The organism is Polynucleobacter sp. JS-JIR-II-c23 (assembly GCF_035011225.1).
Classification (GTDB): domain Bacteria; phylum Pseudomonadota; class Gammaproteobacteria; order Burkholderiales; family Burkholderiaceae; genus Polynucleobacter.
In genome coordinates, this window is record NZ_JAYGQT010000001.1 from 819,905 (window position 1) to 833,952 (window position 14,048).

Here is a 14,048-nt window from a genome sequence, read left to right on the forward strand (position 1 = left end):
AGGCCTATTGATTGTTGCGCCAAATCTCTGGAGTAATGGTGACCTGCCCTTTATCAGAGGAGACGTAAGCTTCACCATCTTGAACATTGACATGGATCACCATGCTGCGCTCAACCAACTTGTTCAGCTCTTCCGCTTGTTCTGCTGGTATAGAGACTATTTGTAAATTACGAGCACGAGTGAGTTTGTTGGCAATGCCATCCCACCAGATTTTGCTGGTATGTCCGCCGTAGCAATAGACAATCACTTGATCAGAACGACCACAGGCTTTCAGAATACGACGCTCGTCTGGTTGGCCGATTTCAATCCACAACTTAATTGCGTCGGTAAGATCTTTAATCCACAGGTCGGGTTCATCGGTATCACTCAAACCTTTTGTAAACACTAGATCCTCATTTGCCTGCAATGCAAAGGCAATGATGCGGATCATCATCCGCTGCTCAGTCTCAGAAGGGTGCTTAGCAATAGTTAATGAATGACTGCCATAGTAGTGGCGGTCAGAATCTGCGACATGAAGGTCGGCTTTGTGGATAGTTGCGCGTAGAGCCATGACCTATTATCGCCTTTATGAACCAACTCCTGGCCTGAGTGAGCTCATAACCAGTATTATTTGGCTTGGGGCTCCTGATGAGCCTGGAAATGCCTCAAATTACTGTGTACCGTAAAACCCATGATCCGTATTACTGAATTACGTCTGCCAATTGACCATGCTCCAGAAGCTTTGGAGAAGGCGATATTGAAGCGTCTCAATTTAGACGCTAAAGACTTAATACGATTTGAGGTCTTTAAGCGTAGTTACGATGCTCGAAAGAACGTCGCTCTCTCATTTATCTATACGGTTGATTTATCTGCAAAGCATGAAGATGTTCTTCTGAAGCAATTTTCTGGAGATATTCATGTAAGACCATCCCCGGATACGAGCTACCACTTTGTAGCAAAAGCCCCTGAAACTATAGACTCTGGCAAAGAGCTGCGCCCAGTAGTCATTGGATTTGGCCCATGCGGTATTTTTGCTGCTCTAGTGTTAGCGCAAATGGGATTTAAGCCTATCGTTCTTGAGCGTGGCAAGAAAGTTCGTGAGCGCACTCAGGATACCTGGGGCTTGTGGCGTAAGAATGTTTTAAATCCAGAATCCAATGTGCAGTTTGGGGAGGGCGGGGCTGGTACGTTTTCAGATGGCAAGTTGTACAGCCAGATCAAAGATCCTAAGTTTTATGGACGCAAGGTTATTCACGAATTTGTAAAAGCCGGCGCTCCCGCAGAAATTACCTATGTAGCTAAGCCGCATATCGGCACCTTCCGCCTAGTTGGCGTGGTAGAGAAGATGCGCCAAGAAATTATTGACTTAGGCGGTGAGATTCGGTTCTCGCAAAAGGTAATTGGCTTTGATATTGAAAATGAGCAAATTACCGGGGTCAAGATTGAGGGGCAGGCAGATCTGCCTGCTAACCACGTCATCTTGGCGCTTGGACATAGTGCGCGTGACACATTTGAGGCCTTGCATCATGCTGGCGTCTTCATGGAAGCTAAACCCTTTTCTGTTGGCTTTCGGATTGAGCACCCCCAATCACTAATCGATAAAGCACGTCTGGGTCCTCACGCGGGTAATGAGTTAATTGGTGCGGCAGATTACAAATTAGTCCATCACGCCAAAAATGGTCGTTCCGTCTATAGTTTTTGCATGTGCCCTGGTGGGACAGTAGTCGCCGCCACCTCCGAACCGAATCGTGTGGTTACCAATGGCATGAGCCAATATTCTCGTAACGAACGAAATGCCAATGCGGGCATCGTCGTTGGCATTACGCCAGAAGATTACCCGGGTGGCCCATTGGCAGGTATTGAGTTTCAGCGCGCTATTGAATCAAAGGCTTTTGAATTGGGTGGTAGAACTTATGAAGCGCCGGGCCAGCTGATTGGTGACTTTTTAGAAGGCAAGCCTTCAACTCAGTTCGGTAGCGTCATGCCGTCATACAAGCCCGGAGTTCATTTAACGGATCTGGCAGAAAGCTTGCCTGCTTATGCCATTGAGGCGATTCGTGAAGCGATTCCTGCTTTTGAGAAGCAAATTAAAGGCTTCTCTATGAAAGATGCTGTTTTAACTGGTGTGGAGACGCGCACTTCTTCCCCTTTGCGAATTACTCGAGGCGCGAACTATCAGAGTCTGAACATTAAAGGTCTTTACCCAGCAGGCGAGGGCGCCGGTTACGCGGGTGGAATCTTGTCTGCAGGAGTTGATGGGATTAAAGTAGCAGAAGCAGTGGCGTTAGACTATCTGTCAAAGTAAATACCTCATAAGAATCCTATGAACCCTGTAGTAACTCATTCATCAGCCGAAGAAAAAGAAGTACTTTTTCATCCGGAGCTGTTGAAAAAGTTTGATATCAATGGGCCGCGTTATACGTCCTACCCCAGTGCTGATCGATTTCATGGGGACTTTTCTGAGGCTGACTATTTGGGTGCACTCAGCAGGGTGGCCAAAGCTAATGAGCCGCTGTCCTTATATTTCCACTTACCATTTTGTCCCAATATTTGTTATTACTGTGGCTGCAACAAGATCATCACCAAGGATCATGGGCGTAGCGCCAAATACATTAAATATCTCGCTAAAGAAATGGCCATGGTTACTAAAGCCATGGGTGCTCAGAAAAAGATTCCCGTTACACAATTGCATTGGGGTGGTGGCACGCCTACTTTTCTATCGCATGAAGAGATGACCGAGTTGATGCAGCACACTCGCGAGCATTTTGAGCTACTGCCTGGCGGTGAGTATTCAATTGAGATTGATCCGCGCCGTGTTACTGAGCAAGATATTGCACTCTTGGCCGATCTAGGCTTTAACCGTATTAGCTTGGGCGTGCAAGACTTTAATTTGGCCGTCCAAGAGGCAGTACATCGTGTGCAGACTATTGAGGAAACCCAAGCAGTCATGGATTGGTCCAGAAAGTATGGGTTTAAATCCAGAAGCGTTGACTTGATCTATGGTCTACCAAAGCAAACGCCAGAGACTTTCAAGGAAACAGTCGATGCAGTATTGGCAATGAATCCAGATCGCCTATCCGTCTACAACTATGCACATTTGCCGCATATCTTTAAGCCGCAACGGCGCATTGCTGAAGCTGACTTGCCTGCGGCAGCAGATAGGCTGGATATTCTCTCCAATACCATTGCACGCTTAGGTGAGGCAGGGTATGTCTTTATTGGCATGGACCATTTCGCTAAACCAGATGATGAGTTGGCTATAGCCCAAAAAGAAGGCAGGCTGCATCGCAACTTTCAGGGTTACTCTACCCAGGCAGAATGCGATCTTCTGGCATTTGGAATTTCTTCAATCGGTAAAGTGGATGATTGCTACTCTCAGAATGTGCGCACTTTGGATGAATATTACGAGGCATTAAATGTAGGTCACTTACCGGTACTCCGAGGTTTGCGTCTTGATGAAGACGATCTGATGCGCCGTGAGTTAATTGGTGAGTTGATGTGCCAATTTGCCCTAGACACCAAAGCTTTTGCAACATCACATCAAATTGAATTCTCAAATTACTTTAAGACGGAAATAGAAGAACTCAAGAGTCTAGAGGAGGCTGGTCTCCTCAGCTGGGAGGGTGAAAGTATCCTGGTTCCCACCAAGGGCCGTCTCCTCGCTAGGCGTGTAGCTATGACTTTTGATCGGCACCTCAGAGAATCTCAAGCCAAAGGGACCTATTCCAAGGTTCTGTAAGGGTAAGTCTGAGGTAATTTGATCTAGATCAAATAAGCCCAAAAACTCTGTTGCTTTTAAGCCAATAAAAAATCTCGAGTCTCAGTCAATTTGATTTACATCAAATTGCACCCCCTTCATCAATTCGAAAATGGTTACATCGAAATTGATAACAAAAAGGGAAACCATCATGCGTATTAAGTCACTCGTAGCAGCAATGGCTGCAGTAGCATCCTTAGCCCCAATCGCGGCTCAAGCTCAAGCTGAAGAAAATCCATGGATGTTGCGTGTCCGTGCGGTCGACTTGCTTTGGCAAAATGGACAGTCTGGTTTGGTTCAAGCCGCAAACGTAAAAGCTAAAAATCAAGTTATTCCTGAGTTTGATGTTTCTTACTTTTTCACAAAAAATATTGCTGCTGAGTTAGTGTTGACATGGCCGCAACAGGTGAATATTACTTATGGCCCAGGTAATGCCAACGCCGGTAAGATTACAGCTTTGCCGCCATCACTTTTAGCTCAATACCACTTTACTGATTTAGGTGCTTTTAAACCTTATGTTGGCGCTGGTATCAATTACACCATCTTTGGAAATCGTCAAAATTTCCCTGCGCTCGGAAATCAGGTACAAGTTGATCAGTCAAGCGTTGGTTTTGTTGGTCAAGTTGGCATGGATTACATGTTGGATAGAAATTGGGGTTTAAACGTTGATGTGAAATATGCAACTATGAGTACCAATGTAACTGGTAGCGGAGCGCTTGCCGGTGCATCTGGCAAGTTGACATTGAACCCGTGGATGCCAGCAGTTGGCGTAACTTACAAGTTCTAAGAATTCAGTACTTGGGTCTTGAGATAGGGCTCCTTAGGGGCTCTATTTTTTTGTCTCAAAATTACCGGGATAAGTCATCGACGAGTTTTTCAAACCCCCCTTCATTAAAGGTGAAATTATTAAACCGATGCAATTTAGCGTGGTCTGGCGGCTCTATTCTCCGCTTAGCATATTGATCCCAGTGAGCAAGCTTCCATTCGTCTCTTGGGTCAGCTCGTTTCTCCATCCGCTTTTTGGCTTCAGACTCCTCTAGGTCAATCCAAGCAACCTGAATAGAGGTCTGTGGGGGCACCCCCAATTTCTGCGCATCAAACATCTGGCCGCTCTGAATCTCCTTCGAGAATGGCCCAACCAAAATGACATTGATGCCCAGGAGTAAATTTTCTCTAGCGATATCAATTAATCCTTGGTACTCCCAGTCGCGGAGATTCTCAAGGTAGAAGGGGCTATCACGGTCATTGGGGTTCTGAGTAGTGAGGCCCATGACATGGGCGCTGAAGCGGCCATACACGGTGTCTTTATCTAAAAAGAAAAAATCTTCCCCGGTTTTCTCGATCAACAGCGGTAACGCTTTTTTGGCTAAAGTCGACTTTCCGGTGCCGGCATGTCCTGCAAAGAGGATCAGGCGGGGCGCGGAGGGGGTTAATTTACAGACCATAAGTAGCTAGTCTCGCAGAAATAAGTAGAAATATCTCCTCTTTTAGGGAAGTGACGATAATGTCGCCATGGCTTTAATCGTACTCACTGATGCAAAACTGGCTTTTGGCCACGTTGACCTCCTCGCAAACACCGCTTTTTCACTGGAATCCGGTGAACGTGTTGGCTTAATTGGCCGCAATGGCACTGGTAAATCTTCCTTGTTGAAGATATTGGCCGGTATAGAAAAAATGGATGATGGCCTGTTGCAATATCAGCAAGGTCTCAGAATTGCTTATGTTCCTCAAGAGCCTATATTTGAGGCAGAAGAGACTGTCTTCGAGGCGGTATCCAAAGGCGTTGCTCAAGCTAAGGCCTTGCGCGAGGAATACGAGGCTCTCAGCGTTGGTGAGTGGGATGATGCTTCCCATGATCGTCTTGACGAAGTGCAGTCGCAATTAGAGGCTTTGAGTGGTTGGAATTGGGAGCAACGTGTTTATGAAACATTAGATCGTTTGCACTTAGAGGCTGATCTCAAAATCAATACACTTTCTGGCGGTACTAAGAAACGGGTTGCCTTAGCGCGTGCTTTAGTTGAGATGCCTGACGTACTCCTACTTGATGAGCCAACCAACCATTTGGATTTAGATTCGATTGCATGGTTAGAGGAATTGCTAAAAGAGTATCAAGGCTCAGTAATTTTGATTACCCATGATCGCGCCTTCTTGGATAACGTCTGCACCCAGATTGTTGAGCTCGATCGCGGTATTTTGCGCAGTTACCCTGGTAACTTTACGCAATATGAAGTTTTAAAAGAACAAGAACTGAATTCTGAATCCTTGGCTAATGCTCGTGCCGATAAATTATTGGCGCAAGAAGAGGTCTGGATTCGTAAAGGGGTTGAGGCACGCCGCACTCGAAGCGTTGCCCGAATTGCCCGTTTAGAAAAATTACGGAGTAGCCGTGCCGAACGCAGAGATGCGATGGGGCAGGTGAAGTTGGCTGTTTCTGCTGGAGATCGAAGCGGCAAGATTGTGGCTGATCTTCAAAACGTTAGCAAAACCTATGATCGTCCGATTGTGAAAGACTTCACGGCAACGATTTTGCGCGGTGATAAGGTTGGTTTGCTGGGTCCTAATGGTGCAGGCAAAACAACTTTGCTGAAATTGATTTTGGGAGCTATTGCGCCAGACTCTGGTACTGCAACTATGGGTACGCGTATTGAAGTGGCTTACTTTGACCAAATGCGTGAAGGTTTAGATCTGAATGCTTCGCTGGAAGATTACATTAGCCCAGGGAGTGAGTGGATTGAAATCAATGGAAATAAAAAGCACGTTAAGAGTTACCTGAGCGATTTCTTATTTGCTCCAGAGAGAACCAATTCCCCGGTAAGTACTTTGTCGGGCGGTGAGCGTAATCGTTTATTGCTAGCACGTCTATTTGCGCGGCCTGCAAACGTCTTGGTCTTGGATGAACCTACTAACGATTTAGATATTGATACTTTAGATTTGCTTGAGCAACTCTTGCAAGACTATAAGGGCACGGTCTTCTTGGTCAGTCATGATCGTTACTTCCTAGATAACGTCGTCACTAGCATTATTGCCAACGAGGGTGATGGCTTCTGGCGTGAGTACGAAGGGGGTTATGAGGATTGGAAAATCCAGAAAGCGCGCTCAGACAAAATTCGTGCTGCCAATGGCAATACCAACACAAACACTGTGGATAAGGTTGAGGTCAAAGCAGAGGCAAAGGTAGAAGTTAAGACAGAAGTTAAGCCTGTAGCCAAAAGTGGAGTTCAGAAACTCAATGGCAAAGAGCGCCAAGAACTGGAAGTTTTGCCATTACAGATCGAGACATTGGAAACTGAGCAAGCTGATATTGGTATTGCCATGAGCAATCCCGATCTCTATAAAAATGAACCTGAGTTGGCAGCGAGCATGCAAGCGCGCTTGAGTGAAATCACTGCTGACTTAGATCAAAAGCTGCAACGCTGGGAACAGCTATTGAGTCGTTCAGAGTCTTAGTGCTATAGCCTAGTCGCGCGGTAAACGAGCGCGCAACTGGGCGATTTCATCAAGCAGGTCTAGCGCCAAGGCAACCCCAGGCACATTTAATTCAAGATCATGGGTGAGGTGTGCTGCGGTTTTTGCTCTTCGCAAAGAGTCGCCACTAAAGCGCCAATCCTGAGGTGAAGAGCCAGCTGGACTTAAAACACCTTCGGACACCCAAGTCATGATGAGATCTTCTGGTGTGCGGGATGCATGGGAGAGCTCCACAATGGTCATGTGCACCTCATTCTCCACAACAGCACCTTCAATCCAAGTGATATTAGTTTGTGTCATATCAATCATCCCTTCAAGTGTGTTCTAGGGTTGAAATCAAAAGCCTTCTCAAAGGCTTGATAAGCTTCTTTTTGTGATTCAGTATCAGCAGGAGGCAAGGCGATAGAAGGTACCGCATATAAATCGCCTGGCTCTGAACTTGGTATGCCTTTACCTTTAAGGCGCATCTTTCGACCAGCAACAGTTCCTGCGGGGATCTTCAATTCTAAAGTGCTGCCTGCAGGAGTGGGGACGTTGACGGTAGTACCGAGTGCCGCTTCCCATGGTGCCAAAGGAATATCGATGAAGACATCTTTGCCTTCTACGCGATAAATAGCGTTAGGATGAAATTCAATTTCGAGATAGAGGTCACCAGCAGGGCCCTCGCCAACACCAGGACCACCTTGTCCGGAGAGTCGCAAATTTTGGCCAGCCTTAATGCCTTTAGGAATGCTGACATCTAACTTGCGTTCTTGGGTGCTGACGTGGCCACTCGCATCTTGCACGGGCATATGCAATGCAATAGTGCGCTTAGCTCCGTTATATGCATCAGCGAGATCAATCAAAATTTTGGCGTGATGATCTTGGCCTTTGAAATTCATACCCTGGCGAGGATTGCCACCACGACCACCTTGGCGATGTTTGCCTCTTCCGAAAAGGGATTCAAAAAACTCGCTTTGATCACCTTCAAAACCGCCACCATATCCTGGATGACTACCGCCAAAGCCGTCATCAGAATATTCAAAGCCTTCATTCCAATTTGGGGGAGGGGTAAAGTCTTGACCGCTTTTCCAGTTCTCACCAAAGCGATCGTAGGCTGCACGTTTCTCAGTGTCTTTTAAAACGGCATACGCTTCACCGATTTGTTTGAACTGCTCTTCAGCACCAGCTTCTTTATTCACATCTGGATGGAACTTACGTGCCATCTTGCGATAGGCTGATTTGATTTCAGCTTCAGTGGCGCCACGAGCAACGCCAAGAGTTTCGTAGTAGTCCCTAAATTTCATAAGCCTGTTTCAGTTTGGTTTCTGTCTGGGTTAAGCTAATAGGATTGATTCTACAGTTCTCTTAGCTCATTACCCCAATTTGCCATGGAACAAATTCATAGTCTCCCAGGCCAAGAAGTTCGCTTTTGGAGGCCTCCCCGGAAGCAGTACGCAGGAATAGCTCAAATATCCGCTGACCCATCTCCTGAACGGAGACAGTGCCATCCAAAATCTCACCGCAATTAATGTCCATATCTTCAGTAAGGCGCTGATACATTGGTGTATTGGTGGCCAGTTTGATGCAGGGAGCAGGCTTAGAGCCGAACATGGATCCACGGCCGGTGGTAAAGGCAATCAGATTAGCGCCGCCAGCGATCTGACCGGTGGCGGATACGGGATCAAATCCCGGGGTATCCATAAATACAAAGCCTTTAGTACTCACTGGCTCTGCGTACTTATAGACTTCCATTAGAGGACCAGTGCCACCCTTCATGGAGGAGCCTAGGGACTTCTCAAAAATATTCGCTAAACCACCAATTTGATTGCCGGGACTTACTTGCCCGTTAATTTGCACATCTCTACCAACAGAGTATTCATCCTTCCACCAGCGAATTCGCTTAATGAGTTTTTCGCCCACTTCTTTGCTAACAGCACGGCGGGTGAGAGTATGTTCCACGCCATAGATTTCTGGTGTTTCTGAAAGAATTCCAGTGCCACCATGACGCGACAAAATATCAATCGCGGCACCTAGTGCAGGATTGGCTGTAATTGATGAAAAGCCATCCGAACCACCACATTGCAAACCAACAGTTAGGTGACTTGCGGACACTGTTTCCCGTTTTGCTTTGTTTGCTTCCGGAAGTAAGGCTTTTACTGCCTCAATACCAGCCTCAATGGTCTTACGCGTGCCCCCAGATTCCTGCATGATGAAAGTATGTAGGTTTGTGCCGGTGCTGAGATCTTCCTGCTCCATCAAGCCTTTAAGTTGATTGCGTTCGCAGCCAAGTCCAACAATCAGTGCAGCTGCAAGATTAGGGTGACGGGCATAACCCGCCATAGTTCTGCGCAGTAATTCCATAGGTTCGCCACTCATTTCCATGCCGCAACCGATGTCGTGGCTAAACGCTACTACGCCATCGACATTGGGAAACTCTTTGAGTCGCTCTGGGGTAAACCAATCCGCAATTTTATTGACAACGGTTGCAGAGCAGTTAACCGTAGAAAGAATACCAATGAAATTACGTGTGCCTACTTTGCCATTGGGTCTGAGATAACCTTGGAAGGACGCGCGCTCTGATTCTGGTAAGAGTTCAGTAGGTTTATATTCGCTCGCATAAGCATAGTCGCGATCAAACTCACGAAACTCAGTATTGTGACTATGTACCATAGTGCCAGCATCAATATCGGTATTCGCAAAGCCTACCGTCACGTTGTATTTCAGAATGGGTTCACCCTTGAGAATCCTCTTGGCAGCGATTTTGTAGCCTGCAGGTACTTGGCTTCGGCTTGTAAAATTCTCGCTAGGGACTTCAGCGCCAATGCCAATATCAACCCTGGCAACCACAATATTGTCATTAGGATGCAGGCGAATAATAGGGCCAGCCAGTTTTTTTTCAGAGATTTCAATCATAGGTTTCTTTCGATTCAATAGTTTATTTATTCAGCAGTTGCGCCAGATTTTTTAACAATAGGGGCCCACTTAGCAGCTTCGGACTTAATATATTCCCCTTGGTATTTTGGGGTGATGGCGCTCATGGTTTCTCAATCATTCAATATTAAGAACGTCAAAAGCAGCTTTCAGTCTACGGGAGTATGAGTCGGAAACAGTTTTGATTTCTTCCGGAGTCCACTTTCTAAATCCCTCCCCAGCTTTCATGCCTGTTTTCCCATCGGCCATGAGTTGAACTACTTTTGGAGGCAGGTCAGTGATATTGGAAAGTGAAGGATAAATTTCCTTAGCGGCATTCGCCATTCCATCCCAGCCTGAAATTTCCTTCTGTGTCATTGGGCCTACAGCGGCGTAACGGAAGCCAAAGCTATACCTCACGGCATCATCAATATCAGCTGGCGTAGCAATTCCTTCTTGTACGAGCGAGAGCGCTTCTCTCATCAAGGCGTGTTGAATGCGGTTCGCTAAAAATCCGGGAATATCCTTCTTTACCAAGACTGGCTTCTTTTCGATAGCCCTATACAGTTCGCAAGCTTGCTCCGCATATGTGAGTTCTGTTTTTTGTCCCATAACAATTTCAACGAGGGGAACAACTTCTGCAGGCATGAAATAGTGCGCACCCATCATACGGTTTGCAGTTTTGAGGCCTTCTGCAATTTTGCTGATGGGGAAGCCTGAGCTGTTGCTGCCAATAGGAATATCTACTGGCACCACTTGATCAAGGTGTTGGAAAACTTTTTGTTTTAGTTCTAAGTTCTCGGCAACAGTCTCAATCACCCAGGAGAATTGATTCCAGTCCTGCCAATCCTCTAGGACGCCAATGAATTGCTGCTTCTTAATGTCAGCGTCATCTTTAGTGGCGTTGTCTCCAACCATACCTATTTTTTTGGCAAGGCTGATAGCTTTATCTAAGCAGGCGTCAGCCTTGTCTTTTGATCTCCCCAGAATGACTACGGGTATGTTTTGGGCAATAAAGCCGGCTGCAATGCCAGCACCCATGATTCCAGTTCCAATAACAGCTACAGATTTCATATTTTTTAAACCTATACGGTTAAGTAATAAATAGGGCAAGATCATTGCTGATCAATAATTACCTTAGGTTATCATTATTTATGGTTTAATTGTTTAATAATAAAACGTACTTATCCGTATAACTTACCCTAGGAGATCTCCCCATGACGATGCATAACCCTTTCCAGCCCGTTGAGAAAATTAAAACGGAAGTGTTTTCAACCATGCCAGAGAAGTTTCGCAAAAAATCCCGTACCGGATGGTCCGATCCTAATCGTCAAGGTGCAGAGGTTGAGTGCTTTTTAGAGGGGCCTTCATTCGATCGTGAAGGTAATTTATGGTTTGTTGACATTCCCTTTGGCCGCATTTTCCGCATTGACACCAAGGGCGAGTGGGAGCTGATTACTCAATATGATGGTTGGCCAAACGGTATGAAGTTTCATAAAGATGGTCGTGCTTTTATTTGCGACTACAAAGCAGGTTTGCTAGCGCTAGATCCAAAAACTGGAAAAATTGAAACCATTTTGGTATCAATGTATAGCGAAAACTTTAAAGGCTTGAACGATCTTCACTTTGCCTCGAATGGCGATTTGTATTTCACAGATCAAGGTCAGACCGGTATTGCCGATCCAACTGGTCGCGTGTTTAGATTGCGTGCCAATGGTCAATTAGATCGTTTGGCGCTTAATGTGCCAAGCCCAAACGGCATTACTTTGAATACTCAAGAAAAGCATGTATTCGTAGCGGCCACTAGATCTCAGCAAATCTGGAGATTGCCTTTGATGGCTGACGGCTCCGTTTCCAAGACAGGTGTAGCGATACAGTTAACGGGTGGCGTGGCAGGTCCAGATGGTATTGAAATGGACTCAGAAAATGGTTTGTTGGTATGTCACCTTGGTATTGGAATCTGGAGATTTGATAACAATATGCTGCCAACCCACTTGATCTACTCTGAGAACCCACATCACCATCATTTGGCTAATATGTGTTTTGGTGGAGCGGACGGAAAAGATCTCTACATTACCGAGTCTTTATCTGGTGATATTCTAAAAGCACGTTTGCCAGTTGCTGGTAAAAAAATGTTTGGACTTTCTTAAATTGAGTGAACGATCACCGTTATATAAGTCTCTAGCCAAAACGCTAGAGCAGCGTATTTATAACGGTGATTGGCCAGTGGGATCCGTCTTGCCTGCCGAGGCGGATCTTTGTCGGGATTTTCAGTCTAGTCGGCATACATTGCGGCATGCACTACAAATTCTGGAAGCTAATGGCCTGATTTATCGCCATCAAGGCGCGCCTACAAAGGTGGTGTCTAGACAGCGCTTACGCCGTTTCACCCAAAGCTATAACTCTCCAATTGATATTCTGAGTTATTCACGGGATACCTATCGTCAGAACATAGTCGAAGAATTCATTGAGCTAGATAAGTCTCTAAGTCAGATTGTTGGCGCACCGATTGGATCATCTTGGTATCACATTGGCGGAATTCGAAAGCGCCAACAGGCAGAGGAGGTCATAGCCTGGACGGATATTTATATATTGCCCCAGTTTGCTTCGTTGACAAAAGATCCAGAACATACCCAGGTAATGGTGTACGAGCAGATTGAGGAAAAATATGGCGCTCGTATCGAGAGGGCGGAGGTAGATGTATATGCTTCTCAAGTGTCGCCAGAAATTGCGGAAAAACTCCACATCAAGCCTGACACTGCATGTCTAGTCATTATTCGCCGCTATTTTGATGACCAGGATAAATTATTTGAAGTGACAGTAACGCATCATCCGGAGAATAAATATGTTTACAGCATGGAATTTAAAGCGAGCTCAGAGGCTTAAATCAGAATGAACTATTTATCTATAACTGATGCAGAGCGTTTTATCTCGAGCGCACTTCAAGCAGAGAAAGTTCCTGCAAGTGATGCAGACATCATTGCCAGTCTGATGGTGCAGTCTGATCTCGTTGGTGCGGATGGTCATGGCATTTTCCGTTTGCCGGCTTATTTAAAAAGAATTCGGGCTGGTGGCGTGAATTTGAATCCCAATATTCATATTGAGCGTGAGCAGGGTGCAACTGCGTTAATTAATGGTGATAATGCCTTAGGGCACTTGGTCATGAATAGAGCCGTAGACCTCGCTATCGAAAAAGTGAAGCAGCACAGCGTATGTTGGATTGGTAGTCACTACGGCAATCATTCAGGCGCCGCTTCGGTATATGTTCGTAAGTTAGCGGAGCAGGGCTACATTGGTATTTATATGGCTGTTGGTAATGCAAATCATATGGCGCCATGGGGCGGCATTGACTTATTGTTATCAACCAATCCAATTGCGATTGCGGTGCCAGCAGGCGATGGGCCAACAGTGCTTTTGGATATTGCAACTACTGTAGCGGCCTACGGAAAAGTAAAAGTAGCTGCGCAAAAGGGTGAGTCCATTCCAGACGATTGGATGATTGATCGCCAGGGCAAGCCAATAACGGATCCTAAAAAATCTGCCGAAGGATCTTTATTGCCCATTGGTGGATATAAGGGTTATGGCTTAGCAGTCATGATTGGCTTGCTTGCAGGCGCACTTAATAATGCAGCAGTTGGCAAGGGCACAATTGATTTCAATGCTCACCACGACTTGGTTACAAATACGGGGCAAACGATTATTGCAGTCGATCCAAGTGCATTTGGTAACACGGAAGAGTTTATTAAAAGAGTAATTGCTTTAGTGAACGATTTAAAAAATTCGTCAACATTGCCTGGCGTTAAAGAGATTCGTGTGCCAGGTGAAGGCGCAGCAAAAACAATGGCAGAGAGAAGTGAAAGGGGTATCCCTGTCTCGCCCGAGCTGCTAGAGGCATTGAATGCTTGCGCTCAGGAATGCGGCATCCCCGCTTTAACGTTTTAAAAAATACTAAATT

At 45.9% G+C, this 14,048-nt stretch carries 13 protein-coding genes; 7 read left to right on the forward strand and 6 right to left on the reverse strand.

What is annotated here, in order from left to right:
• Positions 1-4: 4 nt before the first annotated feature.
• On the reverse strand, positions 5-550 hold the full coding sequence (locus VC159_RS04290) for a YaeQ family protein (RefSeq protein WP_215357255.1): 546 nt from the start codon (positions 548-550) through the stop codon (positions 5-7).
• A gap of 120 nt (positions 551-670) precedes the next feature.
• Here VC159_RS04290 and VC159_RS04295 point away from each other — a divergent pair, with 120 nt between their 5' ends.
• The 3 genes from VC159_RS04295 (at position 671) to VC159_RS04305 (ending at position 4,523) form a co-directional block, all read left to right on the forward strand.
• Positions 671-2,284, forward strand: a complete 1,614-nt coding sequence (locus VC159_RS04295) for an NAD(P)/FAD-dependent oxidoreductase (protein ID WP_323472840.1) — start codon at positions 671-673, stop codon at positions 2,282-2,284.
• Positions 2,285-2,302: 18 nt separating this feature from the next.
• Positions 2,303-3,718 (forward strand): oxygen-independent coproporphyrinogen III oxidase, encoded by a 1,416-nt coding sequence (gene hemN, locus VC159_RS04300; RefSeq protein WP_323472841.1) that lies wholly within the window; start codon positions 2,303-2,305, stop codon positions 3,716-3,718.
• A gap of 169 nt (positions 3,719-3,887) precedes the next feature.
• Positions 3,888-4,523 (forward strand): OmpW/AlkL family protein, encoded by a 636-nt coding sequence (locus tag VC159_RS04305; RefSeq protein ID WP_323472842.1) that lies wholly within the window; start codon positions 3,888-3,890, stop codon positions 4,521-4,523.
• Positions 4,524-4,584: 61 nt separating this feature from the next.
• Here VC159_RS04305 and VC159_RS04310 read toward each other — a convergent pair whose 3' ends face one another.
• Positions 4,585-5,181, reverse strand: coding sequence for an ATP-binding protein (locus VC159_RS04310; protein ID WP_323472843.1), 597 nt, complete (start codon positions 5,179-5,181; stop codon positions 4,585-4,587).
• A gap of 67 nt (positions 5,182-5,248) precedes the next feature.
• On the opposite strand from VC159_RS04310, the gene VC159_RS04315 reads away from it, so the two are divergent.
• Positions 5,249-7,183, forward strand: coding sequence for an ATP-binding cassette domain-containing protein (locus tag VC159_RS04315; RefSeq protein WP_323472844.1), 1,935 nt, complete (start codon positions 5,249-5,251; stop codon positions 7,181-7,183).
• Between the two features lie 9 nt (positions 7,184-7,192).
• Here VC159_RS04315 and VC159_RS04320 read toward each other — a convergent pair whose 3' ends face one another.
• The 4 genes from VC159_RS04320 to VC159_RS04335 form a co-directional block, all read right to left on the reverse strand.
• Positions 7,193-7,501, reverse strand: coding sequence for a chaperone modulator CbpM (locus VC159_RS04320; protein ID WP_072583879.1), 309 nt, complete (start codon positions 7,499-7,501; stop codon positions 7,193-7,195).
• Between the two features lie 5 nt (positions 7,502-7,506).
• Complete coding sequence (locus tag VC159_RS04325; RefSeq protein ID WP_323472845.1) at positions 7,507-8,487, reverse strand: DnaJ C-terminal domain-containing protein; 981 nt, start codon at positions 8,485-8,487, stop codon at positions 7,507-7,509.
• Positions 8,488-8,548: 61 nt separating this feature from the next.
• The gene (locus VC159_RS04330) at positions 8,549-10,096 is read right to left on the reverse strand and encodes an altronate dehydratase family protein (RefSeq protein WP_323472846.1); all 1,548 of its coding nucleotides are present in this window, start codon (positions 10,094-10,096) and stop codon (positions 8,549-8,551) included.
• A 135-nt stretch (positions 10,097-10,231) separates the two neighbouring features.
• Entirely contained in the window at positions 10,232-11,167 is a 936-nt protein-coding gene (locus VC159_RS04335; RefSeq protein WP_323472847.1) for a 3-hydroxyacyl-CoA dehydrogenase family protein, read from the reverse strand.
• 143 nt (positions 11,168-11,310) lie between these two features.
• On the opposite strand from VC159_RS04335, the gene VC159_RS04340 reads away from it, so the two are divergent.
• Genes VC159_RS04340 through VC159_RS04350 form a run of 3 tightly spaced genes read left to right on the forward strand, consistent with a single transcriptional unit; the run spans position 11,311 to position 14,035 of the window.
• Complete coding sequence (locus VC159_RS04340; protein ID WP_323472848.1) at positions 11,311-12,243, forward strand: SMP-30/gluconolactonase/LRE family protein; 933 nt, start codon at positions 11,311-11,313, stop codon at positions 12,241-12,243.
• 1 nt (position 12,244) lies between these two features.
• Positions 12,245-12,979 (forward strand): GntR family transcriptional regulator, encoded by a 735-nt coding sequence (locus VC159_RS04345; RefSeq protein ID WP_215357228.1) that lies wholly within the window; start codon positions 12,245-12,247, stop codon positions 12,977-12,979.
• Positions 12,980-12,985: 6 nt separating this feature from the next.
• Positions 12,986-14,035, forward strand: a complete 1,050-nt coding sequence (locus VC159_RS04350; protein ID WP_215357219.1) for an Ldh family oxidoreductase — start codon at positions 12,986-12,988, stop codon at positions 14,033-14,035.
• The last annotated feature ends 13 nt before the right edge of the window (positions 14,036-14,048 follow it).

Coding starts and splice junctions, on each gene's coding strand:
- VC159_RS04310 (WP_323472843.1), bottom strand. CDS start 5,181: ATGGTCTGTAAATTAACCCCCTCCGCGCCCCGCCTGATCCTCTTTGCA.
- VC159_RS04325 (WP_323472845.1), bottom strand. CDS start 8,487: ATGAAATTTAGGGACTACTACGAAACTCTTGGCGTTGCTCGTGGCGCC.
- VC159_RS04340 (WP_323472848.1), top strand. CDS start 11,311: ATGACGATGCATAACCCTTTCCAGCCCGTTGAGAAAATTAAAACGGAA.
- VC159_RS04315 (WP_323472844.1), top strand. CDS start 5,249: ATGGCTTTAATCGTACTCACTGATGCAAAACTGGCTTTTGGCCACGTT.
- VC159_RS04320 (WP_072583879.1), bottom strand. CDS start 7,501: ATGACACAAACTAATATCACTTGGATTGAAGGTGCTGTTGTGGAGAAT.
- VC159_RS04295 (WP_323472840.1), top strand. CDS start 671: ATGATCCGTATTACTGAATTACGTCTGCCAATTGACCATGCTCCAGAA.
- VC159_RS04335 (WP_323472847.1), bottom strand. CDS start 11,167: ATGAAATCTGTAGCTGTTATTGGAACTGGAATCATGGGTGCTGGCATT.
- VC159_RS04330 (WP_323472846.1), bottom strand. CDS start 10,096: ATGATTGAAATCTCTGAAAAAAAACTGGCTGGCCCTATTATTCGCCTG.
- VC159_RS04290 (WP_215357255.1), bottom strand. CDS start 550: ATGGCTCTACGCGCAACTATCCACAAAGCCGACCTTCATGTCGCAGAT.
- VC159_RS04305 (WP_323472842.1), top strand. CDS start 3,888: ATGCGTATTAAGTCACTCGTAGCAGCAATGGCTGCAGTAGCATCCTTA.
- hemN (WP_323472841.1), top strand. CDS start 2,303: ATGAACCCTGTAGTAACTCATTCATCAGCCGAAGAAAAAGAAGTACTT.
- VC159_RS04350 (WP_215357219.1), top strand. CDS start 12,986: ATGAACTATTTATCTATAACTGATGCAGAGCGTTTTATCTCGAGCGCA.